The organism is Dyella sp. S184, from assembly GCF_009766065.1.
Classification (GTDB): domain Bacteria; phylum Pseudomonadota; class Gammaproteobacteria; order Xanthomonadales; family Rhodanobacteraceae; genus Rhodanobacter.
This window is the reverse complement of record NZ_LMUE01000002.1, coordinates 840843-865680: the sequence shown is the minus strand read 5'-3', so window position 1 is coordinate 865680 and position 24838 is coordinate 840843. Positions and strand designations below refer to the sequence as shown.

Below are 24838 nucleotides of genomic sequence, written 5' to 3'. Positions count from 1 at the left end.
CCAAACCATGACGCAACCTTTCACCGTCCAGTTCAACCCGGTCGCCTTCGGTCTCGGCCCCATCCAGGTGCACTGGTATGGCTTGATGTACCTGCTCGGGTTCCTCTTCGTCGCCGTGCTGGGCGAATACCGTCGCCGCCGCGGTCGCCTGCCGGTCAGCCGGGATGCGCTGGGCGACCTGTTTTTCTACGGCATGATGGGCGTGATCGTCGGCGGGCGCGTTTGGTACATGCTGTTCTACTACGCCGGCGGGATCCACTGGATCTGGACCGAACCGCTGGCCTTGTTCAAGGTGTGGGATGGCGGCATGAGCTTCCACGGCGGCATGCTTGGCGTGCTGGCCGCGGTCTGGTGGTGGTCGCGACGGCATCGGCTGCATTTCTTCGATACGGTGGATTTCGTGGCGCCGCTGGTGCCGATCGGGCTGGGTCTTGGCCGGCTGGGCAATTTCATCAACGGCGAGCTGTGGGGCAAACCCACCGACCTGGCGTGGGGCATGATCTATCCGAATGCGCGCGCCGATGATGTGGCCTATGTCGACAGCCATCCGGCATGGTTGCCGCAATTGCAGCAGTTCGGCGGCCTGACGCGTCACCCTTCGGAACTGTATGAAATGGCCCTCGAAGGCGCCGCCATGTTTGTCGTGATCTGGCTGGTATCGATGAAGCCGCGGCCGCGTTACCTGGTATCGGGCCTGTTCGCGCTGATGTACGGCTGCTTCCGCGTCGCGGTGGAATTCGTGCGGCTACCCGATCCGCAGTTGGGCTATCTGGCGTTCGGTTGGGTGACGATGGGGCAGCTGCAGTCACTGCCGATGATCGTGATCGGCCTGTGGCTGCTTGCCTTGTCGCGGCGTGCACCCACGTTGCCGCTCGCTGCGGTGACGGCGAAGGCCTGAGCATGCGTCCCTATCTCGACCTGCTGCGTCATGTTCTGGATCACGGTAGCGAAAAGGCCGATCGCACCGGTACCGGCACACGCAGCGTGTTCGGCTGGCAGATGCGTTTCGACCTGGCCGAAGGTTTCCCGCTGGTTACCACCAAGAAGCTGCATCTGAAGTCCATCGTGCATGAGCTGATCTGGTTCCTGCGCGGCGACACCAACATCGCCTACCTGAAAGAACACGGCGTGCGGATCTGGGACGAATGGGCGGATGCAAACGGAGACCTCGGCCCGGTTTACGGGCAGCAGTGGCGTGCGTGGCCGACCGCCGATGGTGGCGTGGTGGACCAGATTCGCTGGGTGATCGAGGAGATCAAGCGCAATCCCGATTCGCGTCGTCTGATCGTCAGCGCATGGAACGTCGGCGAGCTGCCGAAGATGGCGCTGCTGCCATGCCACAGCCTGTTCCAGTTCTATGTGGCGGACGGCAAGCTGAGCTGCCAGCTGTACCAGCGCTCGGGCGATATCTTCCTCGGCGTGCCGTTCAACATCGCCAGCTACGCACTGCTCACCCACATGGTGGCGCAAGTGTGTGGGCTGGGCGTAGGCGATTTCGTGCATACGCTGGGGGATGCGCACCTGTACAACAACCATGTTGAACAGGCGCGCCTGCAGCTGACCCGTGAGGCACGGGCGTTGCCGCGCCTGCGGCTCAATCCTGACGTGCATTCGATCCTTGATTTTCGCTACGAGGACGTCGCGATCGAAGGCTATGCACCACATCCGGCGATCAAGGCCGACGTTGCCGTATAGGGCTGACTCCGACATGCGAACGCATGCCGGAGGTTTTCGTGCGGCGGCATCGCCGCGCAAAAATTTGCTGCACATTCCGACTGTCCGCAAGCCATTGCAAGGCGGTCATGTAGTTGCCGCCGGATACACCGCATCCTGCTAAGATTCGATGCATTAAACAGCGTCACCTGGATGCGCTGGCCACCCCATCAAACATGCCTTTCAAGGACTTCACATGGCCATTTCGCTGATTGCCGCACTCGACGAAAACTTCGCGATCGGCCGCAAGGGGCAGCTGCCGTGGCACCTGCCGGATGACCTGCGCTGGTTCAAGCAGCTGACCACCGGCAAGAATGTGCTGATGGGCTACAACACCGCCGTGTCGATCGGCCGCGCGTTGCCAGATCGGGTCAACCTGGTGCTGTCGCGCCGGCACGAGGCCCCATTTCCCGGCCAGATCACCGTACGCTCGGTGGAAGAAGCGCAAGCACGCACCGACAATACCGGCCTGATGGTGATCGGTGGCGGCCTGGTGTTCACCGAGGCACTGCCACGGGCCAGACGCATGTACCTGACCTGGGTCAGCGCAGCCATCGACGGGGCCGACACGTTCTTCCCGGGCGTGCATTTCAGCGACTGGACCGAGGTCTCCCGCGTGCATCACAAGGCCGATGCCGAGCACGCCTACGACTTCGACATGGTCGAATACCTGCGTAACAACTGATGCCTGCGCCCACCGCGCCGAAGCCGGTGGTCATGCACGTGATGGCCGGCGTCTTGCGCGATGGCAACGGGCGCGTGCTGCTGGCGCAGCGACCGGTGGGCAAGCATCTGGCCGGCATGTGGGAGTTTCCCGGCGGCAAGCTTGAACCCGGCGAGGAGCGGCTGCCTGCACTGGCGCGCGAGTTGCACGAGGAACTGGGCATCACCCTGCAACGTGCCGAGCCGCTGATCCGGGTGCCATGCCATTACGTCGATCGCGAGCTGCTGTTGGACACGTGGCTGGTCGATCAATGGGAGGGCACGCCGGAATCGCGGGAGGGTCAATCACTGCAATGGCTGCGGCCGGCCCAGGTCGATCCGGCCATCCTCACGCTGGCTGATCGCGCAATCCTGCAGGCACTGCGGTTGCCGCCACGCTATCCGATCACCCCGGCGGATATATCTCCTGATCAGCGGGGCCAGTGGTTCGAGCGGATCGGTCGCGCGATCGAGCGGGGCGAACCCATGCTGCAACTGCGCTTGCCGCTATGGCCGCGCGAGCTCGTTCGCGAACTGGCAGTCGGCCTGCTACCGATAGCGCGGCGACATGGCACGCAGCTGTTGCTCAATGGCGATATCGATGGCGCGCGTGCCCTGGGCATCGGCGTGCATCTCAGGCACGCCCAACTGCTCGCGTTGTCCGAACGGCCGCTGCCGCTACAACAGTTGGTTGGCGCCAGTTGTCACGATGCGGCGCAACTGGCGCAGGCTTCGCAGATAGCCGTGGATTTCGCCACGCTGTCGCCGGTGGCCGCCACCCCCAGTCACCCGCTAACGCATCCTTTGGGCTGGCCCAGATTCCAGTTGCTGGCCGAAGCCGCGTCGTTACCGGTGTATGCGCTGGGCGGCACGGATCCATCGCAGATCGCGCAGGCGCGCGAATGCAGCGGCCAGGGTATAGCCGGCATCCGCGAGTTCTGGTTATAGCAGCGCGCATTACGCACGATGTTTTTCTCCGCTCAACGGGAAAAGCATCGCGCATAGGATGCCCTCCTGCGGATTGAGGGATTAGTTGGTTGAAGCCAGCGCGAGATAGCGTTGATGCAGTTCAGCGACGGTCTGGTCGAGATGGGATTCGTCGCCACTGTTTTCGATCACGTCATCAGCCAGCGCCAGCCGTTCGTTGCGACTCGCCTGATGGGCCAGCATGCGCCGAGCCAATGTCTCATCGATGCTGTCACGTCTCATCAATCGAACGATCTGCACCGACGCGGGTACGTCGACCACCAGCACGCGATCGACCCAGCGATAGTGCTCGATGTGTTCCGCCAGCAATGGAATAGCGAGCAGGCAATAGGGTTCAGGATCGGCCACGGCGCGGTCGCGTAGCCATTGCCTTACGAGAGGATGGATGATCGCTTCCAGTACCTGCCGCGCGCCGGGATCGGCAAACACGCGTTGGCGCATCGCCGAGCGATTTAGCCAGCCGGAAGCTTCTAGCACGTCTGTGCCGAATGCGTCGATAACCGCGGCCAGCCCCGGTGTGCCGGGCTCGATTACTTCGCGCGCGGCGACATCCGCATCATGCACATGCACACCGAGTGCCTCGAAGCGCCGTGTCACCGTGCTCTTGCCGGAGGCGACACCGCCAGTCATGGCGATGATCATGTCGTGGGCCGTTCGGTCATCGCAGGCCGGTCAGGTGCATGTAGCCTTGCAGCAGACCATCCCCAGTGACAAACCAGATCCAGCCAGCAGCGGCGATGAACGGACCGAACGGCATCGGAACCTCGCGTTGGTGCCGGCGCAGCACGATCAGACTACCGCCGACCAGGGCACCAACCAGCGAGGACAGCAGGATGATCGGCAGCAGTGACAGTGGCCCCATCCAGGCGCCGAGCGCCGCGAGCAGCTTGAAATCACCGTAGCCCATGCCCTCCTTGCCAGTAAGCAGCTTGAACAGCCAGTACACGCTCCACAGGCTCAGATAACCTATGGCTGCGCCGATGATGGCCGATGGCGCAGTGACGAACATCGGCAGCAGCGCCAGCACCAGGCCCATCCATAACAGCGGAAACGTCAGTTGGTCGGGCAACAGCTGGGTGCGAAAGTCGATACCGGACAGCGCGATGAGGGTCCAGGTCAATAGCAACCCTGCCACGGCAGCCCATGACGGGCCGAACTTCCACACGATCACCGTGCTCAGTACCCCGCTGATCAGTTCCACTAGCGGGTACTGGATCGAGATATGAACCTTGCAGTAACGGCAGCGTCCGCGTAACAGCAGCCAACCGAACAGCGGAATATTGTCCAGCACCGAGAGCGGATGCTTGCACTCTGGACAATGCGAAGGTACACGCACGATGCCCGGCGGCAGCGGCCCGGTGTTAACTTCGAGCCCCAGTACCTCTCGTGCTTCCTGTCGCCAGCCAGCTGCCATGCGCTCCGGCAGCCGAAGAATCACCACGTTGAGAAAACTGCCCACCACCAAGCCAAGCACACCGGCAAAAGCGATCCACATCACCAGTGGCAGGTCGGGCATGACAGAGTCCTGTGCAAAGAAAACGCCGCATTATTACCGGATCACGGCAATAGCTGCGGCGTCTTGGTGTTGAGACGTTCTAGAACGTGCCGGCGAGCTTGAAGATCGGCAGGTACAGCGCGACCACAATGCCGCCAACAATCGTCCCGAGAACCACCATGATGATCGGTTCAAGCAGGGTGGAGAGGGTGTCGACGGCGTTGCTGACTTCTTCCTCGTAGAACTCGGCAACCTTGAACAGCATATTGTCCAGTGAGCCGGATTCCTCGCCGATGGCGGTCATCTGCACCACCATGTTGGGAAACAGGCCGGTCTGTTTCATGGCCAGCTGCAACTGGTGACCCACCGCGATGTCATCGCGCATCTGCTTGACGGCGTCGCCGTAGACCACACTGCCGGTGGCGCCGGCCACCGCGTCCAGCGCTTCGACCAGCGGTACGCCGGCGCGGAAGGTGACGCCAAGCGTGCGGGCGAAGCGGGCAATCGCCGAGTTGCGCACGATGTTGCCCATCACCGGCATCTTCAGCGCCATCCGGTCTAGGAAGTGGGCAAATTTCAGCGAGCGTTTCTTCGCAATGATCAGTGCGACGATACTGCCGCCAATAATGCCGACCACCACAAACCAGTAGCTTTGCATGAATTTGGACGCGTCGACCAAGATCTGAGTCGGTGCAGGTAGCTGAGCGCCGGCATCCTGGAAGGTCTTGGCGAACACCGGCACCACGAACAGCAACATGATCAGAATGACCAGGAACACGACCACCAGCACCATCATCGGGTAGAACAAGGCCTTCTTGATCTTCTTCTTGATGGCCTCCGTACGTTCCTTGTAAGTGGCGACAGTATCCAGCACGGTATCCAGTACGCCGGATGTCTCGCCGGCATGCACCAGGTTGCAGTAGAGCTCGTCGAACTGCACCGGGTAACGGGCAAGCGCCTCATGCAGCGCCGCACCGCCCTCGATGTTCTGCTTCACATCGAGCAGGATGTTCTTGAAGCGGACGTTCTTCTGACCGTCGGCGATGATGTCGAACGACTGCACCATCGGCACACCAGAGGCCATCATGGTCGCGATCTGACGGCTGAAAATCGCCACATCGCCCGGTTTGACCGTGCTGCCGGTGGCGCCGAACATCGGTTTGGAACGTTCCCGCACGGTCTGCGGGTTCATCCCCTGGCGGCGCAGCTCGGCCTTGACCAGCGACGCGTTCTTCGCCGGCATGTCGCCCTTCATGCGCTTGCCGCGCTTGTCCAGGGCGACCCACTCGTATGTGGTCAGCTGGCTCACTGCGGCCCGTTGGGCGCCGAGCGCACGCGTCTTTTCTGCGTTTGTATTTGCCTTTGCGGTAGCCGTGGCCATGCGCATCTTCCCCCGGTAGTTCAGTCCAGACCCGCCCAGATCGGCGGCTGACAAGTCGTTTATACAGCTTATGTCACTTCTGCCGCGCCAAAACGTGGCGGCGGACGCAAGTTCAACGCTACGGTTGTCCCGGATTCACGCAATCACTCCTTGGTCACGCGATCGATTTCGGTCAGACTGGTCAGTCCGTTTTTTACCTTCAGCAGCGCTGATGCGCGCAGATCGTTGACTCCGGCGGCGCGGGCCACCTCGGAGATCTGCATCGCATTGCCACCCTGCAGGATGATTTTCTGGATGTCCTCCAGCATTGGCATCACCTGATAAATGCCCACACGGCCCTTGTAGCCTTCATTGCAACCATCGCAGCCACCGGCTTCGTAAACGGTCAACCCAGCGTCGATGTCGGCCTGGCTGAAGCCAGCCGCCAGTAGAACGTGGGGTGGTAGGTCCTGCGGTTTCTTGCATTCGTGTAGGCGTCGCGCCAGGCGTTGGGCGATGATCAGAGTGACCGACGAGGTGATGTTGTACGGTGCAATGCCCATGTTCATCAGGCGCGCGATGGTCTGTGCGGCATCGTTGGTATGCAGGGTGGACAACACCATGTGGCCGGTCTGCGCCGCTTTGATCGCGATTTCGGCGGTTTCCAGGTCGCGGATTTCACCAACCATGATCACGTCAGGATCCTGGCGCAGGAACGAGCGCAGCGCGCTGGCGAAAGTCATGCCCCGCTTCACGTTCTGCTGCACCTGATTGATGCCTTCGACGCGAATTTCCACCGGGTCCTCTACCGTCGAGATATTGCGCTCGGAGGTGTTGAGCATGTTCAGGCCGGTATACAGCGACACCGTCTTGCCGGAGCCGGTCGGACCGGTAACCAACACCATGCCGTAGGGCTTGTGAATCGCGTCGATATAGAGCTTTTGCTGCTCAGGTTCGTAGCCGAGTTTCTCGATGCCGACCTTGGCCGACGAGCCGTCCAGGATACGCAGCACGATCTTCTCGCCGAACAAAGTCGGCAGCGAACTCACGCGAAAGTCGATGGCGCGGGTCTTGGACAGGTTGAGCTTGATACGGCCGTCCTGCGGCACGCGTTTTTCGGCGATATCCAACTGCGCCATCACCTTCAGGCGCGATGCGATGCGATTGCCAAGCTTCAATGGCGGGCTGGCCACGGCCTTCAGCATGCCATCCATGCGCAGGCGGACTCGATACTGGGTTTCGAACGGTTCGAAGTGGATGTCCGAAGCGCCGCGACGGATCGCATCGACCAGGATCTTGTTGACGAACTTCACCACCGGCGCATCGTCATTGGCGTTCGCGTCGATGCCGGTCGATTCGGCCTCTTCGTCGCCGAGCTCAAGCTCCAACCCGTCCAGATCGCCCCCGCCCATATCGGGCATGGTGTCGCGCATGCTGTTGAGCAGGCCTTCGATCACCCGCAGCAGGGAGCTGCGTTCGACCAGGATCGGCTCGACCATGCAATTGGAATGGAACTTGATCTCGTCCAGCGCGTGCGACTGCATCGGGTCGGCGATGCCGACGAACAACCGCTTGCCGCGGCGGAACAGCGGCAATGCCTGGTGTTTCGTGATCAGCGCTTCGCTGATCAGCTCCAGTGGCAGGGTGGCGCTGTTCAGCGCCGCCACGTCCATCATCGGCATGCCGAACTCGGCCGAGGCGATTTGCGTCAACTGGGTACTGTCGACCAGATTGTGATCCAGCAGCCACGCTGCCAAGGTGACCTTATTCTGGCCGCTGTCGGCCATGGCCTTGCGTACATCGGCCTCCGGCAGCACGCCCTCGGACACCAGCCTGCGCGCCATGCCGGACAGACCCGCGAGCGACGGTTGCAATTGAGATGACATAACCAGACTCGACCCTGCCCCTGTATGTGGTTGAATCTACCGCAGTCTGGCCCTCAGGTCACTCATTGCCTGCAGCTGGAACGGTCCGGGTGGTGCAGTGCACAAGTCTCCAGCACATTTTCTTTGCGCCGCCATGCAGAAACACACACATACACGTGACAAGAGGCTGCAGGCATGGACTGGAGCGTGCACAGGGTGCTCTCGCGATGCCTGCATCGGATGTCGCCGTCGCCGAACCAGTGTCATGCAAAACCCCGGCCGCTTCCTCAACAACCGCACGGCCTTCAGGCTATGATCGCCACTCACCCGGGGGAGCCATCTGTTGAACCGCTTGAGCATCATCCTGCCTGCCAAGAACGAGGCCCCCGCGCTCGCCGCCCTGCTGCCGCGCCTGCGCACCGAGCACCCAGACGCCGAGATCATCGTGGTTGACGACGGCTCCACCGACGATACCCGCAGCATCTGTAAATGCAGCGGTGTCGAATGCCTTTCCTCACCGTATTCGATGGGTAACGGAGCGGCGATCAAGCGTGGAGCACGTGCAGCTACTGGCAATATCCTTGTATTCATGGATGGCGACGGTCAGCACGAGCCAGCCGACATCGCGCGGCTGCTGGAAAAGCTGGAACAGGGGTATGAGATGGTGGTCGGTGCACGCGACTGGGGCAGCCAAGCCGGCATCGGCCGCGGTCTCGCCAACACTTTGTACAACTGGCTGGCTACCCGCATGACCGGACATCCGGTCGCCGACCTTACCTCCGGCTTCCGCGCCGTGCGTGCGGACAAGTTTCGCGAATTCATCCATCTGTTGCCGAACGGATTCAGTTACCCCACTACCAGCACCATGGCATTTTTCCGCAGCGCCTATCCCGTCGCCTATGTGCCGATCAAGGCTGCCCAGCGCATCGGCAAGAGCCACATCAGGCCGCTGCGCGATGGCATTCGCTTTCTGCTGATCATCTTCAAGATCGCTACGCTCTATTCGCCACTGAAGCTGTTCGTGCCAGCCAGTGCGGTGTTTTTTCTGCTCGGGTGCATCAACTACGCGTGGACTTTCATTCATGATGGGAGACTCACCAACATGAGCACGTTGATGTGGAGCGCAGCGGTCATCGTATTTTTGATCGGGTTGGTTTCCGAGCAGATTACCAATCTGGCTTATCGAAAATGAGGGGTAAGGCAGTTGTGGTACCCCTGCTGTGCGCACTGAAGGGAGAATGTTGATGCGTGTTCTGATCGACATCGGACACCCCGCACATGTGCACTTTTTTCGTCGCCCAATAGGGATACTGCGTGAGCATGGACACGAAATCCTAATAACGAGCCGCCTTAAAGAGATCGCGGGTGATTTGCTCGATGCGTATGGCATGGAACATGTCACCCTTTCAAAAGAAGGGGGGAAGTCCGGCCTGCTTGGCGAGCTCTTGATACGGGACTTCCGGTTGTCGCGCGTCGTGCACAAGTGGCGTCCTGATGTGATGGCTGCGATCGGCGGCATCTTCATTGCTCATGCCGGAACGCTCGGACGAGTGCCTTCACTGGTTTTCTACGACACGGAAAATGCCCGGCTGCAAAACCTTCTGACGTATCCATTGGCCACGCGAGTCATCGTTCCGCGCTGTTACTCAGGCTGGACGCCCAAAGGCCGTACGTTGCGTTATCCCGGTTACCATGAACTTTCATATTTGCGACCGCCGCACTTTTCAGCTCAACGTGAGGTGGCGCTAGCTAACGGCGTGGTATCTGATCGCCCAACTTATCTTGTGCGCCTCGTGGCATGGAAGGCCAATCATGATGTTGGAGAGCACGGCCTTTCCCACGAGGCTGTGCGCGGGATAGTCCGGCGGCTCGGGTCGTATGGCGAAGTGCTCATTTCTGCGGAGTCGTCGCTACCTGACGACTTGGAGTCGTTTCGTTACAAAGGTGATCCAGCCATGATTCACCACGTCATGGCGTACTGCGCTGGATTCTTTGGCGAGAGCGCGACCATGGCTTCGGAATGCGCGGTGCTCGGAGTGCCTGCGGTGTATGCGGCCAATACCGGGCGCGGCTATACCGACGAACAAGAGACACGCTATGGTCTTGTGCACAATGCGCGTAGCCTGGATGAGGATACGCTGCGTATGGCACTTGATTGGTTGCTCTCGTTTCCCGAAGGTCGCGGACAGCTTCTGCGGCAGAAGCTGTTGATCGATACGTGCGATGTATCTGCTTTTGCCGTATCGGCTATCGAATCCCGTGGCCAGATGGGAAGTCCATTGGCGGTCAGTGTCTGATGTGTGGGATCGCTGGATGGTTTTCTGCGGAACCACGTGTCGAGCTCGGCGCCTTGCGGTTGCAAAAGCTTGCTGAAGTTTTGAAACATCGTGGTCCGGACGGCGTCGCTACGCTTGAAATTGATCATGTCGGCATGATGCATGCGCGGCTGGCGATGGTGGACCTTGTCAGCGGCGACCAACCCATGTGGAGCGCTGACAGACGTGCGGTCATTGTGTTCAATGGCGAGATCTACAACTATCGCGAGTTGCGCGCGCACTACGAATCGCGCGGAGTGGTGTTCGCTTCACAGTCAGACACGGAAGTGATTCTGGCGGCCTATCAGGTCGATGGCGAAATGGGTTTTGGCCGTTTACGCGGCATGTTCGCTTTCGCCCTGTGGGATGTTGTAATGCGTCGAGCGCTGCTTGTACGCGATGCACTCGGCATCAAGCCCCTGTTCGTAAGCGAAGACACAAACGGCATGTTGCGTTTCGCGTCCGAGGCGAAGGGTATCCTTGCACTGAATGATGCGCGTCCGGAGCTCGACGCAAATGCCTTGCATCTGTTGCTCAATTTTCGCTACGTGCCTGGCGAGGCTTCGCTGTTTCGTGGAATACGCCAACTTGCACCGGGCGAATGCTTTGAATGGCATCCTGGGGGCAAGTCTTCTCACCGCCGACTGACGACGAATGTCGAAAGCATCGACGGCAATCTCGATGTCGTACTCGCCGATTCGGTGCGTGCGCATCTCATTGCTGACGTTCCTGTCGGCTGCTATCTATCCGGTGGTGTCGATTCAGGCCTGCTTGCGGCGATCGCACGCAAAGGCGGCGCCGATCTGCCTACCTACACGCTGGCGATAGGTGATGATCCGGCTGAGGCACGTAATGCCGCGGAGACGGCGCGCACACTCGGCCTTGTGAATGTGCAGGCGGAGCTTGGCGATGATGAAGTGCGCCGCCTGCCACGGATGCTATGGCATCTTGAAACGCCGAAGGTCAATGCCGTGCAGTTGTTCCGGCTTGCTGAACTTGCACGTACGCAGGTGAAGGCGGCGCTCTCCGGGGTTGGCGGAGACGAGCTGTTCGCAGGCTACAACGTTCACCGCATTTTCCAGATGTACGCGCGCCTGCCCGCAGGGGCATCCCGCATGGTTGCAGGTGTATTAAGGCATGTGCTCCCCTCATCTGTTGTGCCCTTTGGCGAGCGTGAGCGTGCGTTGGATATGGGGGCCGCGTCGGGGGACTGGCCGCGCGTATATGCGCTGCTTCGCAATATATGGGACCGGCCCGAGCTGCGCCGTTGGCTTTATGGCCCACGAATGCTGGATGCCGGGTTGTCTGATGCACTTGATGTAGTGCGCGAGCGCTGGCCTGCGCACAGACCGCCGCTTGCAGCCATGATGGAATATGAGTGGCGTAACAAGATGGTCAACGATTTGCTCTGGCAGGAGGATCGAGCCAGCATGGCGGCGGGTCTTGAGGTGCGCGTACCTTTTGTCGATCTCGCTGTGCGTGATGCGGTTGGCCGAATGGGGGCTCCGCGACTAGGCAAAGCGGCGCTGCGAGAAGTGGCCGTGAATTACCTCCCACATAGAGTTCTTGCCCGACCAAAAAGCGGATTTCAGTTGGATGCCCCGGCATTTTTCGATACCCATTTGCGCGCATCGGCTGACATCTGGCTATCGCCAGAACGTGTGCGTGAGTATGGTCTATTCAATCCAGGTACCGTTGCGAGCCTGTTGCGCCTGCCCGTTGAGCGGCGCTTTCGCTGGCACTTCTTCATGCTGTATCTGATGATTCAATCGCACATGTGGATCGACATTTTTGAACGTGGTCTATCGCCAGGCGCCGTCGCCAATGCATAACGAGCGCATATCAGAAACATCGCCGAACATGAAGGCAGAAAACTCGCAGGAGCTCATGCGTGCGAACGCCGTGCTCGATGCCGTGCTCGATTATTCCGAAGCGCAAGGCTGGCGGGGGTTTGACAAGCATGATGCTTTGAATAGTCCGTTTCTTTGGACCTTTTGTGGATGGAGTCGCGTAACCCGGCTGCTCGCCGTGCAGGCTGTCATGCGCTCGCCAGTGAACCTTCGGCCAGTCTTGGCTACCCCTCGTACGTTCAATCCCAAAGGGCTGGCATTGTTCATGCGGGGGCTGCTTGACCGATATGCACTGGATGGTGATCAAGGGCATCTTGTACGGCTGCGTACCCTGTTGGGGCAACTCGATGCGATGGCTGTCGTTACACCTTCCGGTGGGCGGGCCTGGGGCTATCAGTACCCGTGGCAGGATCTGGGTTTCTTCGCGCCGCGAGGTACGCCCAACGCCGTAGTCACGGCATTCGTATGCGAGGCGTTACTGGCAGCACATCGTCAATTGGGTGAGCCGGAATTGCTGTCACGGGTGGAGGCTGCAATTCCCTTCTTTCTGGGCGATCTGCAGCATCTGAAGGACGAACCCGAAGAGCTGTGTCTCAGTTATATGCCGTTGCCGATGAGCATGCGAGTGCTCGACGTCAGCATCCTGGTGGCTTCGGTACTTGCGCAGTTCGCGCGCCAGTCGAATCAGCCGCAATGGCTCGAGCCGGCACGCCGGTTGGCCTGCTACGTCGTGCGCAGACAAACGGATTACCATGCGTGGTTCTATACCGACCCGCCTGGCGATTCGCCGATTCGCCACGACAATTACCACACCGGATTCATCCTGGACGCGCTTTCCAGCTATATGGATGCCAGCGGGGATCGTCAGTGGCAACCGCAGTATGACGCCGGCCTCGCGTTCTATGCCGAGCATCTGTTTGAACCGAGCGGGGCGCCACGCTGGATGAGTGATCGTGCCTATCCCTACGACATTCACGGTGCTGCTCAGGGCATGCTGACTTTCTCGCGCCACATGGACACGCATGGTGGCCTGGCGCGTCGAATCGCGGGTTGGGCACTCGACGAGATGTACAATCCGGAGGGACGTTTCTACCATCAGCGCATGCGCTGGTACACCAAAAAGTTTACGCAGCTACGCTGGTGCAACGCCTGGATGGTTCGTGCACTGGCTGCATTCGCACAGGGGATACACCGTGAAGTCGATTGAACCGGCGAAGCTTGAATCAGCGCCAGGCTTGGTCCGCAAGGTAGCCGATTTCTGGACGCGGAACGTGAATGCCGAACGCATCATGGGTCGCTCGGTGAGCGAGCATGAGCGCGGTTCCGAAACGTATTTCGCCGAGCTCGAAACACAGCGCTATCGGTCCCACCGACATTTGCCGGGCTGGATCGCTTCAATGCGGCCGGGTTCGCAGGTGCTTGAGATTGGTTGCGGCATCGGTCTCGACAGCGCGCGCATGGCGCAGCATGGGCTACGCGTGACGGCGGTCGATCTGACTGTGGTTGGCCCCGCGACCGCAAGTCGGCGCGCGCATGAACGTCATCTGGATGCGACTTATCTCTGTTCCGACGCGGAGCATTTGCCGTTTCCCGACGCTGCTTTTGATTACGTATATTCCTTTGGCGTAATGCACCATGCGCCGGATACGCAACGCTGTGTCGATGAAGCGTATCGGGTGCTACGACCAGGTGGTCAGGCTCTGATCATGCTTTATCACCGCCATTCGCTGAATGAGGCTGTGCACCGGATGCTGCGCGTTCCGTTTGAGGAACGCGATGAATTATGCCCGGTGGTTCGACGCTATACCGTCAGCGAGATCCGTGCGATGTTCTCACGCTTTTCCAAGGTGGAAGTGCGCGCTGATTTCGTATTCGGCGAAGGTTATGGCTCCCTGTTTCGCTGGACGCCGCTGCCCGTATATCGGTTGTTGTCGCACTGGCTTGGCTGGCATCTTATGATTCGCGCTACCCGCTGAGCGCCCGAACTCCATGCCAGACCCCATTCTTCCTGGCCGACTCGGTCTATACGCATCGATGTTGCATTACGGACTCACTGGGTATCGTGATTTCGCGCGCGAGCACGCCGCATTTTATGAACGCCTACGCGCGGACGAGGGTTCGTTGCCCGGGCGGCAAGTACTCGATGTTGGATGCGGCAAGTCTTACTGGCTGTCGCTATTGATTGCTGCTGATGGCGCGCATGCGATTGGTGTTGATACCGAACTGGTGGAGAACCGGCGAGGTCTGGCCAAGTATCGGCACATTCTGCAGGCCAATGGCGTAGAGCGTACGCTGCGCACAGCCGTCTGGGACATGCTTTTCGCACGGGGCTATTATCGCGAGATGGAACGCTCCATGGGGCGTCGCTTGCCGCATCAAGCCGTAGATCTGCATGTCTATGATGGCGTGCATCTGCCGTTGCCGGATGCGAGTGTCGATCTTGTGGTTTCGCATGAAGTTTTCGAGCACATTTCCGATGTGCCCGCAGTGCTGAATGAACTGGCCCGGGTGTTGCGTCCCGATGGCCGCATATACATCTACATTCACAACTTTACGAGTCTGTCCGGAGGTCACCATATCGCGTGGAAACATCCGGACACGCGTCCTTCTCGCATGGTTGCGCCGTGGGATCATCTGCGGGCGCGCCGGCACGTGGATATACCGTCCTGGCTCAATGGACTTCGTGAACACGAATATCGCGCAATGTTCGAGAAGGTGTTTGAGATTGACGAGTGGCGCGTGACTGCCGAAGAGGGACGCGCCCTGTTGACTGACGATATCCGCCGTGAGCTGAAACGGTTCAGTGAGCGGGAGTTGTTGAGCAAAGGATTTCTGGTCCGCGGTCGCGTGCGACCAACGGCTGACATAAAAATTTTGGATGGATCAGATACATGAAGCAGGTTCTGGAAGATTTGCGCGACGGCAGCATATGGGTAGAGGATGTGCCGCCTCCGCAGTTGCGCGATGAATTCGTGCTTGTGCGTAATCGCCAATCGCTGATCAGCAGCGGCACCGAGGGAGGGACCGTCAAGCTTGGCCGCATGGGATTGTTGGCGAAGGCGCGAGCACGTCCGGAGCAGGCCATGAAGGTGTTGCAACTGGCGCGTGCGCAAGGGCCGCTCACTGCATATGCGGTTGCACGGCGAGCACTGGAGACGCCGATCGTTCTTGGCTACAGCTGTGCCGGCGAAGTCATCGCGGTAGGCAAGGGAGTGGATCATGTGCGCGTGGGCGATATCGTTGCCTGTGCGGGGCAGGGCTACGCCAGTCATGCAGAGGTAGTAAGCGTTCCCAAGCGTCTGTGTGTGCCGGTGCCAGCTGGCCTCGACCCAGATAGGGCAGCTTTCGCCACAGTCGGTGCAATCGCATTGCAGAGTCTGCGCGTGGCGGATGTTCGACTAGGTGACAACGTTGTGGTGATCGGCCTGGGATTGGTGGGCTTGCTGGTTGCCCAGTTGCTGCGTGCCGCAGGCTGCCGTGTATTTGGGTTGGATATCGATGCTGGTCGACTTGCCCTGGCCCAGCAGAACGACTGGGCCGAAACATGCCCGGTCGGTGCGCCCAACGTGAAGGAACGAGTGCTGGCATGGTCGGACGGTGCCGGTGCCGATGTCGTCATCGTGACGGCTGCTACCGACGATGCTGGTCCGGTGGCGTTGGCTGGGGAATTGTGTCGCAGCAAGGGGCGGGTAGTCGTCGTTGGTCGTACTGAGATGCAGCTGCCGCGAGAACATTACCTGTTCAAGGAGCTGGAGCTACGTACATCCATGGCTTATGGCCCGGGTACGGGTGATCCGAATTACGAGCAGGAGGGTCACGATTACCCGTTGCCTTACGTGCGTTGGACCGAACAACGCAACATGAGCGCGTTCCTCGATCAAGTCTCGCGCGGCAGGATCGATCTGGCAGCGATGATCACGCACCGGTTTCCTCTTGATCAGGCAGCCGATGCGTTTGCATTGATCTCCGGTGAACGGAAAGAGCCTTCCCTCGGCATCTTGCTGGACTACCCCAAGGTGGCCAGCATGACGAATCGGGTGAATTTGAAAGCGAATGCTGCGGCACCTCCCGTGGCCTCCGCGAAGCTTCGCGTGGCGGTACTTGGTGCTGGCAGCCATGCCACCAACGAGTTCCTGCCAGCGCTCGCACGGCGGGATGTGGAGTTTCGCGGCATCGCATCTGCAACCGGTGTGCGCGCGGTGGCGCTCGGCAAGAAATATGGATTTGCATTCGCATCGGCCGACGTATCGGAGGTACTGTCCGATGCGCAGACAGATGCAGTATTCATTCTGACCCGCCATGATTCGCATGCTGATCTGGCTGCACAAGCACTTGCCGCAGGCAAGCAGGTATTCGTGGAAAAACCGCTCGCACTTGATCTTGTACAGCTCGAGCGCGTGATATCGGCATTCGTCAACGACACGCAAGCGTTGATGGTCGGTTTCAATCGACGCTATGCGCCGCTGGCGGTTACCTTGCGTGAAATGTTCATGTCTCGCGCGCAACCGATGTCCGTGGCATATCGTGCCAACGTGGGCTATCGACCGCCGCAGCACTGGTTGCACCATCCGCGCGAAGGCGGTGGCGTTATTCTTGGCGAAGCCTGCCATCACATCGACTTCTGTTGTTGGCTGATCGGCTCCCCAGTCATCTCAGTTGATGTGCGTTGCCTGGGCGGCAGTAGTGCTGGTTACCTGCGCGAGGACAACGTCCACGTTACCCTGGGTTTTGCTGATGGCTCGCTTGCTACGTTGATGTACCTCTCCAATGGTGCGAAAGCGTTCCCAACCGAAACGATCGAGGTGAGCTGCGAGAATCGCAGTGCACGGCTGCTTGACTTCAGGCGTTTGGAAAGCGGGCATGGTCTGCACCGACGTACACGACGGCTGTGGCGAGGTTCGGCCAAAGGAATTGATCAGCAGATTGCATCTTTCCTTGATGCAGCCCGAAATCCTCATGGCTTCAAGCGAGCCAGCTATATCGAATCGTCGCGATTGATCATTGAGATCGACCGACTGTTGCAAGAGCAGCTCGTTGGATCGGTCGAATCGACCTGAGCGCCACCGTATGCCTAAACAGCTGCAAGGTTGCATGAAGCGATGAGCATCGGTTACGACGAACAGCCAGAACCTCACCAATCGTCAGTGCTCAAGCGGCGCTGGAGAGTGATCCTGACTCTGTGCGGTTTCGGCCTGCTGGCCGGGATGATTGCCTGGGCCGGACCGGTTGCGCTGTGGGATCGGCTGCGGATGATCGATCCCGCTTGTCTGGCTGGGGCCATCGCAGCAATCGTGGCCGGGACCCTTCTCAGCGCGATCAATTCATATCTGATTTGTGGTGCATCGCAGGTCATGGGGTTGGGTGAATACGTATATGCATTCTGGGTTGCCTGGGCGATCGGGCTCGTGGTTCCCGGACAGATCGGCGACATGTTGACGCTGAATCAAGTATTGCGCCGTCGTGGAATGCCGCTGTCACATAGCGTTGCCCGTACTACGGTTGACAAGGTCGTTTCGCTGTTATGCGCGCTCATGGTCGCGAGCCAAATATTCCGGCTGGGCCATGCCAGCGTACTGCGCTCGTTGTCAGCAGGAGCAATCATATTGTTGGCCGGAATGGCTGCTTTTGCTGCTTTGTCCCTATGGGCGCTTCATCGCATGGGGCGGATGGAGAGCAAGAATCGCTGGGTTGTTGGTGCAATCGCCACGGCAGCGGAAGTTGTCCGCATTGTGATCACCAGGCCCCGACTGCTGGTGGTCAACTTGGTATTGTCCTTGCTCAAGGTCGGTCTTACCGGAATTTCCTACTGGCTGGTTATCCGGGGGCTGAGCGCAGCGGTACCACCTTTGCAGAATGTGACCATTGCGGCCATCAGCAGCGGGCTTGTCGCCTACCTGCCACTCAGTGCCAACGGGATAGGTACGGTGGAAGTGGCTGGGGCAGGTCTGTTCGGGGAGCTCGGAATCGGTCTCGATATTGTCCTGTCCATGTATCTTGTACTACGGCTGGTCAATATCCTGCTGGCGTGGGTGCCTGCCATGTTCGTGCTACCCGACCTATTGCGCACTCGCAAACACTGATCTGGATTCATCATATGTCTTCCTCGCATTACTCTCGAGAGCAGGATTTCTGGGACAAGAAGGGCGTCGATGCCTACGTCTCGCTGTCGGCGTTCGACCAGGAACGAATTCTGCGCTGGATTGGGCCACGCTCAAATGAGCGTCGCTGCCTTGACCTTGGCGGCGGTTCAGGCATGACTGGACGATTGTTGACGACGACAGGAGTACCGTTCCTGGTATGCATGGACATCTCCGCTGAGATGCTGCGGCATAGCGGCCTGCTGTCGGTTCAGGGAGATGCATTGAAGCTGCCTTTTGCCAACGACTCTTTCGACCTTATTGTCGCGGCAGCATTTCTGCATCACGTGCCTGGTCGCGAAAGCGAGGTGTTGCGTGAATGCGCGCGTATCCTGGCCCCGAACGGGCGAATCGTCGGTTACGACCCAAATGCCCGTTCTTTGCAGAACCGAGTGTTCATGGGTGATGGGCGCTTGCGCTTGTCCACTTTCAGCCCGGATGAGCGACCGATCGATCCCAGGGTTCTATGCGGCAAACTTGGTGCGGAAGGTTTCGCGAATGCATCGAGCACGGTGTTTTCGTTCCGCAATCCCAAGCTCACGCCATTTGAAGCCATTCAGAGATATGCGCTGGATCCCATGTCGATTGGGCCGTTGCGGAATTGGCTGCAACGCTGGTTTTTTTGGTCGGCCACCAAGTCATGAGTATTTTTGTAAGCGCTTCCAATACCTGCCCACAAGTGGACGTGTATTTAGCTGCGGCCGTTGTCACGGGTTACTAAGTTCAGGTGGCTGGAGTGTCGTTAATGCGATCAACGATGTCGAACGGATCCATAGCCATGGATGAGCTGTTTGAGCGTGGCCGCAATAGTTTCTCGATCCTTCGTCTGCTTTTGGCTGCTGCTGTAATTGTCAGCCATTCATTCTATCTGCCGGGCTATGGAATGGATCCGCTCGAGCAATGGTCAGGTCTGCGGCTGGGTGAAGTTGCCGTGGATGGATTTTTTGCGTTGAGCGGCATGCTAGTGGCGACAAGCCTCCAGGGTAATGGAGATTTGAGCCGCTTCATCAGGCATCGAATGGCTCGCCTGATGCCCGGCTTCTGGGTTTGCCTCTTGTTCTGTGCTTTCGTGCTTTCGCCGATTACTGTGGTAATTGACTTGGGATGGAACGGCTTATTCAAGACGTCCACGTTCGCGTCGTTTTTCGGTTATGTGATCAAGAATTCGGCTCTGCTGGTGGTCGAGCCCACTCTGCCGAATGTGCTGAGCGGCCTGAGTTATCGGCGGATCAATCCCTGTTTATGGTCTCTGGCGCCAGAGGCCTGCTGTTACGTGTTGCTAGCATCAGCGTGGGTGCTGCGGCTGCTTGACGGCAAGGGGCGCTCATTGATTCTCTTGTTCGCGTTCTTGCTCGGACTGATGTCCTTGTCCGGCATCGCAGTGCATCTGCTCGCTGCGATTGGTGGGGCACCCCTGATACGCTTGATTGAACTGGGTCTGCATTTTCTCAGTGGCGTTTTGACAGTGCTGTACCTGAAACGATTGCGCCTGTCGGTAGTGGTCGCCATTTGCTTGATGGTGACCTATGGGGTGTGCCTGGCATACGAGCCTTTGCAATTTTTGCGAATACTGTTCTTTGCGCCCATGCTGGCCGTGCTCGCGCGCGTGATACCACTGCATGGCCGTTGCGACACGCTGGATATCTCTTATGGGTTGTATCTGTACGGATCCGCGCTGCAGCAGGTGATGGTCTGGCTGGGTTTCACCGGACCGGGGCCGTGGTCCTTCTTCGTGCTGTCGTTTTCCGTGGCGGTTCCAATCGCCTTGCTGAGCTGGATACTGATCGAAAAACCTGCATTGCGGCGATGGTCGAAGCAGCGGGTCAACCCGTTTACGATCATGCCTGATCGCGCATAGCCGCTACTCCAAAAGACAGCATATTTGCTGAAGCTTGTGCAGGCTGCGTGCCCCAGAGTTGGCTTCTGGATGCGAAGCATTGAGCATTGAGCATTGAGCATTGAGCATGGTGGCGTGTTGGCGTTGTGCTCGGTAGGCAAGTGTCTGGGCCGCCGTAGTTTCGCACCGAAAAAGCCTATCAAGCGCGCCTGCGAACAATCAACGACGGCAGGCAATATCGCGCTCACACCCGGGTTTCCAACTCAGTGCATGCCAGGTAGCGCGCGCAGTTCGGCAAGTTGGGCATCCAGGCGTCCGCCGAAGTTCAATGATTGCAACTGTCTAAGTGCCTCATGCGCCTTGTCTAACTGGCCTTCGACCAGCAACATGCGAATCAGCGAAATGTGATAAACCGGCTCGTCAGGGCTTTTCAGCACAGCGAGTTCGGTCATGTGTTGGCCAAGCGGTTTATCGTTCAGCACGTTCCATGCGTAGTCGCCATAGCAGGCCAGCAACCGCGCGCTTGGATCCGGGTGGGATAGTGCCGCCATGAACGCCTCCATCATGCGATCCTGCGGTAAATCGCAATCATGATCGCGCGCGCATTGAGCCAACGAAGCCAACGAGCTTTCATCCTGCACAGTGGGCTTATGTGCGTTCAGTTTGGCGATCAAGCTGTTCCACCACCCATCTTTCAGTGGCAAATGCATGCGCGCATTCATGAAGATCAGCGCCTGCTCGGGAAGAATGGACGATTTCGGCAGCGCAGCGGCTCTTTCCAGCGGGGCATAGGCCAGTTTGGTGAATGGTGACGTGGGGCTGTAATTTGAATAAATGATATAGGTACGACCCAGCTCGTACTGTGCGCGTGGCGACCGTGGTGCGCGAGTCGCCAGATCTTCTGCCAATCGCAATGGGCTACCCCAGGCATAAGCGGTGAGAGCAGTCAATACCGTCCAGCAAAGCATCAGTCCGGCCAGTAGCGCATAGCGGGGAAGAGCCAACGGTAGGGCGTCGCGTGAGTCTTTTATGTCACAGGAACTGCCTTCTGTCGTGACAGCAGCTGCGGCCGTGATCATCGCGTATTGGTCATGGATATCTTGTGGTGTGCCGGTGGCAGCTGAGGCCGCTCCTGCGTGGAGACAAGGCGGCGCGGCGAGCAGCGGCACGATGGCAAGCAACAAGCCGAAGCTGGCGAAGTAATTGCGATGCTCGTAGACCAGTTCCAACGGAATAATAGTGCCAGTAAGCAGCTGGCAGCCGAGAAACAGTGCTATACCGAGCGCCACCAGCGGCCGGCGTGGACGTAACCACAGTATCAGCGGGACCAGCGCCGCAAGAAACACGATGCTGGCAAGGGTCGTCCACGGTGCCAGCAACCCGGTCGATATCCGGAAATCATCGTGATAGAACGACAGCGCATGCGGCGTGGGCATCAAGGTCCATGCGGTGTAATCGACGACGATGCGCGCTTCGCTGAGCAAGCGCGTGCCCAGCGTGAAGTCACGGGTAGCCCAGAATTCCGGTTTCAGCAGACCGGGTAAAAGCCACGCCAGACCACAGGCCATGGGAAGTGCCAAGACCAGCAAGAACAGTGTAATGATGCGGCGGTCGCTTTTTCTTGTTCCCTCCGGGTGATCCATTGGCAGTCTTGGCGATGGGCGCGGCGCCACCTGCCCCTGAGGCAAGTTATGGGGGGCTGATGAACGAAAACGGAATAGCGCCCACTCGATCAGCAACGCATACAGCGGTAGCATCGCCGCCGTTTCTTTGGCCAGTATGCCGAGTACGCTAGGAACGGTAATGCTGATCAGACAGGTAATGAAGCCACGTGTGTCGGATGAAAAGCGCCTCAGTCCTAACCATCCCCTGCGAACATCAGCAGTGTTAGCAGCGGCAGCGAGGGAGGAGGTGAGCATGCGACGGCGCCCGGCGACGTAGCCGATCAGGCCGAGCAGGACAAACAGATTGGCCATGCTCTCCATGCGCTGTACTACGTACAGAACCGCAGTGAGGTTGATCGGCAGCAGCATCCATCCGGCGGCGATCAGTGCGGCAACAGCACTCTCACGCGCGAATATGGGAGCAACTTCAGTCGAGAGCCCTACTGCATGAGCGGCCTCAGCCGTGACAGCATCGCCCTCCATGGTGGCTGGAGCCGCTCCTGCAACCCAAGGGAGTCTCCGCGGGACAGATTGCAGCAGTACCCGCGCCAGAAAAAACACCAATAACCCATTCAGTAGATGGATGATCAGATTGGTCAGCTTCATCCAGTATGGATCGAGGCCAGTAGCAAGATAGTTGGCCGCAAAACTCAACGACGCCAGTGGTCGCTTGAATTCGCTGGAGGGCAACGACAGTGCGACACGCACCAGCGAGGGTAGGCTTACCTCATGCGGTTGCACGTCATGGTTGTCGATGATGTTCGGGTAGTCATCAAACAAAAATGTGCCTGACAGGCCAGGCCAGTACACGGCCGTCGTGACGATGAACGCGGCCGAAAGAATGAATTTGTACAGTGATGAGCGCATCAGTGAGGTGTGCTCTGGTCGGTATTGGAGTTGGTGTTGCTGGCTTTTGCGTCGAGGTTTAGCTGATTGCGCAAGCGAGAAAATTCGTGTGGCCAGTAGTCTTGTCGGGCAAGTACCCATTCATGCAGCATCGGCATGCCAAAACCCGGTGGCATGGCATTTTTTTCTACCTGCCGGTAATGGTCGAGCAGGCGCAAGCCTTGTGCTGGATAGCCGGCAGCACCCAGCGTGGCCGCTGCTTCCAGCGCCATGCCAGGACGCACCTGCAGATCGAGCGCCTGCTGAAAGTCTGCCAGTGCTGCATCCGGCTGGTGTTGCGCGAGTGCGATGCGGCCGCGCAGGAAGGTTAAGTCCTGCTGGGGCCCTGCCGCAGTCAGTTTTGGATTTTGCAGCCCTGCATTGATCAAGCTGAGCAGATCCCCTGGCCCCAGTCCAGGACAGCTCCCTGACATCGCGACTGGCAATGTGCGGTCGAACCAATGAGCGAAGAGGCCGCCGGTGTTTGGGGTGCCCTGCATGGCCTTGCGTGCCGCAGCGATATCATCTGGTCTGATCCCGCCGATCAAACAGCGCGCACCGATCAGGTTGAAAGCGAGCTGCACCTGATCAGGTTGTGAAGTGAGGAGTGTCTCCAGCCGGCGTACCGCATTCTGCGGATGCCCTGTCTGCATTTCGATTTGCGCGGCATTGGCCTGCGCGCGCGCTGAATCGGGATTGAGTCGCGCCCAGACCAGCGATTGAGTTCGCACGTCGCCCCATACTTCGGCACGTGCATGAGTCATCAGCGCCAGCCCGATCGGTAGAACGATCATCAGCCCACGCTTAAGCGCCGGCAATGTACGCGCGTCAGCCAGCCATAGACCAAGTGGCCAGAACATCAGCAGCGCAGGTACATAATTGCGATGCTCAAAGTACAGCTCCAGTGGCAATGAGCTGGATTCGAGTATGTGGCCAGCAAAGTAAAAAAGCACCGCGAGGGCTAATGCAGGATGGCCTCGACGGATACGCCAGGCAGCGCCGATCAGTGTCAGCATTGCGAGGATGGCAGGCAGGGTGGTCGCTGGATGCAGCAAGGATGTCGATGCGACGTACTGATCGTTGAACAAGCCAGTCGAAAACGGCCGTGGCACCCATAACAGCTGGAGGTAGTCCATCAGCACGCGCGGCTCGGTCAGCAGGCGTTGCGCATAGGTCCATGGGCGAAATGCAGGACCGCCAGTAGCGATGCCATGGACGCCTGTCCAGACCACATAGCTGCAGATGACCATGGTCGGAATGACCCCAAAGGCTAACAGGGTTATCCGATGGGCGCGCTGTATCTTGCCCGCCGGGAATAGTTGCCGCGGGGCAAGCACAATCATCTCGATCAGCAATGCATAGAGCGGCAGCAGTGCACCATTGGCCTTCGCCAGTACCCCCAGCAAGGTGAATCCACCCAGACCGAGTACGCTCCAGCTCAGTCCAGCCGTCATTTTTCCTGTTGCCAGCTGTGCACGCCCGTGCAGCCATATCAACAGGCCGGCAAGCACACAGGTACCCGGCAACATGGCTTCACGTTGCACGATGTACAGCGTTGTGGATACCAGCAGCGGATGCAGCAGCCATAGTGCCGTGGCTACGAGGGCGGCGATCCGGTAACGGGGCGCATCGATCGTCAGCATGCGGCCGAGCCTGATGAGCAGGCTGTATAGCAATAAGCCGTTCAACAGGTGCAAGAGCAGGTTGGTGCGCTTGAACAGGAAGGGATCAGCTGGCCAATTCCGCGCGTCGAGCAGGAAGGACAATAGTGTCAGCGGTCGCCCGGTTGGATCGGCGGTGCCCGAGGTGATGTAGCGCCAGAAGACGGGCCAACTATCTACTGGTCCACTGGCACCCAGGGTGGGCAGGTTGGCGAAATCGTCAAATAGGAAGCCGCCATGTAGACCGGGCCAGTAGGCAGCATAAGTCAACGCAACGATCAGCAGCAAAACGAGCAGCGATGATGTAGTAGCCGTTAAGCGGTAGCGCATCAATGGCCCCGGAAATAAAAGAAGGGCCGCGCGTGGC

The 24838-nt window shown here is 59.1% G+C and carries 20 protein-coding genes; 14 read left to right on the top strand and 6 right to left on the bottom strand.

The window, feature by feature from the left end:
• Nucleotides 1–7 precede the first annotated feature (7 nt).
• The 4 genes from lgt to GSQ75_RS03640 all read left to right on the top strand — a co-directional run bounded on the left by lgt (nt 8) and on the right by GSQ75_RS03640 (nt 3363).
• On the top strand, nt 8–898 hold the full coding sequence (lgt, locus tag GSQ75_RS03655) for a prolipoprotein diacylglyceryl transferase (protein WP_158753151.1): 891 nt from the start codon (nt 8–10) through the stop codon (nt 896–898).
• A 2-nt stretch (nt 899–900) separates the two neighbouring features.
• A complete protein-coding gene (locus GSQ75_RS03650; protein WP_158753150.1) occupies nt 901–1695 on the top strand; it encodes a thymidylate synthase in 795 nt (264 codons plus the stop codon).
• Nucleotides 1696–1909: 214 nt separating this feature from the next.
• Nucleotides 1910–2398 carry a dihydrofolate reductase gene (locus tag GSQ75_RS03645; protein ID WP_158753149.1) on the top strand — a complete coding sequence of 163 codons (489 nt, stop codon included), beginning with the start codon at nt 1910–1912 and terminating at the stop codon, nt 2396–2398.
• Nucleotides 2398–3363: a Nudix family hydrolase gene (locus GSQ75_RS03640; protein WP_254058421.1), complete on the top strand. Its 966-nt coding sequence runs from the start codon at nt 2398–2400 to the stop codon at nt 3361–3363. The genes GSQ75_RS03645 and GSQ75_RS03640 overlap by 1 nt, the downstream gene beginning before the upstream one ends.
• Before the next feature lie 81 nt (nt 3364–3444).
• Here the strand turns inward: GSQ75_RS03640 and coaE are convergent, their stop codons facing one another.
• From coaE to pilB, 4 genes are all read right to left on the bottom strand, one after another.
• Nucleotides 3445–4044 (bottom strand): dephospho-CoA kinase, encoded by a 600-nt coding sequence (coaE, locus tag GSQ75_RS03635; protein ID WP_158753148.1) that lies wholly within the window; start codon nt 4042–4044, stop codon nt 3445–3447.
• A gap of 16 nt (nt 4045–4060) precedes the next feature.
• Nucleotides 4061–4918: an A24 family peptidase gene (locus GSQ75_RS03630; protein ID WP_158753147.1), complete on the bottom strand. Its 858-nt coding sequence runs from the start codon at nt 4916–4918 to the stop codon at nt 4061–4063.
• Nucleotides 4919–4997: 79 nt separating this feature from the next.
• Nucleotides 4998–6278 carry a type II secretion system F family protein gene (locus GSQ75_RS03625; RefSeq protein ID WP_158753146.1) on the bottom strand — a complete coding sequence of 427 codons (1281 nt, stop codon included), beginning with the start codon at nt 6276–6278 and terminating at the stop codon, nt 4998–5000.
• A gap of 143 nt (nt 6279–6421) precedes the next feature.
• Nucleotides 6422–8143 (bottom strand): type IV-A pilus assembly ATPase PilB, encoded by a 1722-nt coding sequence (pilB, locus tag GSQ75_RS03620; protein WP_158753145.1) that lies wholly within the window; start codon nt 8141–8143, stop codon nt 6422–6424.
• 322 nt (nt 8144–8465) lie between these two features.
• Between pilB and GSQ75_RS03615 the strand changes: the two genes are divergently transcribed.
• The 10 genes from GSQ75_RS03615 (at nt 8466) to GSQ75_RS03570 (ending at nt 20282) form a co-directional block, all read left to right on the top strand.
• A complete protein-coding gene (locus GSQ75_RS03615; RefSeq protein ID WP_158753144.1) occupies nt 8466–9314 on the top strand; it encodes a glycosyltransferase family 2 protein in 849 nt (282 codons plus the stop codon).
• Between the two features lie 52 nt (nt 9315–9366).
• Nucleotides 9367–10419 (top strand): DUF354 domain-containing protein, encoded by a 1053-nt coding sequence (locus GSQ75_RS03610; RefSeq protein ID WP_158753143.1) that lies wholly within the window; start codon nt 9367–9369, stop codon nt 10417–10419.
• Nucleotides 10419–12269: an asparagine synthase (glutamine-hydrolyzing) gene (gene asnB / locus GSQ75_RS03605; RefSeq protein WP_158753142.1), complete on the top strand. Its 1851-nt coding sequence runs from the start codon at nt 10419–10421 to the stop codon at nt 12267–12269. Before GSQ75_RS03610 ends, asnB begins: the two co-directional genes overlap by 1 nt.
• A gap of 70 nt (nt 12270–12339) precedes the next feature.
• The gene (locus GSQ75_RS03600) at nt 12340–13494 is read left to right on the top strand and encodes a hypothetical protein (RefSeq protein WP_158753141.1); all 1155 of its coding nucleotides are present in this window, start codon (nt 12340–12342) and stop codon (nt 13492–13494) included.
• Nucleotides 13481–14263: a class I SAM-dependent methyltransferase gene (locus GSQ75_RS03595; protein WP_158753140.1), complete on the top strand. Its 783-nt coding sequence runs from the start codon at nt 13481–13483 to the stop codon at nt 14261–14263. The genes GSQ75_RS03600 and GSQ75_RS03595 overlap by 14 nt, the downstream gene beginning before the upstream one ends.
• 13 nt (nt 14264–14276) lie before the next feature.
• Nucleotides 14277–15182 (top strand): class I SAM-dependent methyltransferase, encoded by a 906-nt coding sequence (locus tag GSQ75_RS03590; RefSeq protein ID WP_158753139.1) that lies wholly within the window; start codon nt 14277–14279, stop codon nt 15180–15182.
• A gap of 332 nt (nt 15183–15514) precedes the next feature.
• The gene (locus tag GSQ75_RS03585; protein WP_216840594.1) at nt 15515–17344 is read left to right on the top strand and encodes a bi-domain-containing oxidoreductase; all 1830 of its coding nucleotides are present in this window, start codon (nt 15515–15517) and stop codon (nt 17342–17344) included.
• Nucleotides 17345–17386: 42 nt separating this feature from the next.
• A complete protein-coding gene (locus GSQ75_RS03580; RefSeq protein ID WP_158753137.1) occupies nt 17387–18367 on the top strand; it encodes a lysylphosphatidylglycerol synthase transmembrane domain-containing protein in 981 nt (326 codons plus the stop codon).
• A 14-nt stretch (nt 18368–18381) separates the two neighbouring features.
• Nucleotides 18382–19068, top strand: coding sequence for a class I SAM-dependent methyltransferase (locus GSQ75_RS03575; RefSeq protein WP_158753136.1), 687 nt, complete (start codon nt 18382–18384; stop codon nt 19066–19068).
• A 134-nt stretch (nt 19069–19202) separates the two neighbouring features.
• Entirely contained in the window at nt 19203–20282 is a 1080-nt protein-coding gene (locus tag GSQ75_RS03570) for an acyltransferase (protein WP_158753135.1), read from the top strand.
• 242 nt (nt 20283–20524) lie between these two features.
• Here the strand turns inward: GSQ75_RS03570 and GSQ75_RS03565 are convergent, their stop codons facing one another.
• Both GSQ75_RS03565 and GSQ75_RS03560 read right to left on the bottom strand, forming a co-directional pair.
• The gene (locus GSQ75_RS03565; protein ID WP_158753134.1) at nt 20525–22792 is read right to left on the bottom strand and encodes a hypothetical protein; all 2268 of its coding nucleotides are present in this window, start codon (nt 22790–22792) and stop codon (nt 20525–20527) included.
• Nucleotides 22792–24801, bottom strand: a complete 2010-nt coding sequence (locus GSQ75_RS03560; protein WP_158753133.1) for a tetratricopeptide repeat protein — start codon at nt 24799–24801, stop codon at nt 22792–22794. Before GSQ75_RS03560 ends, GSQ75_RS03565 begins: the two co-directional genes overlap by 1 nt.
• Nucleotides 24802–24838: the final 37 nt, after the last annotated feature.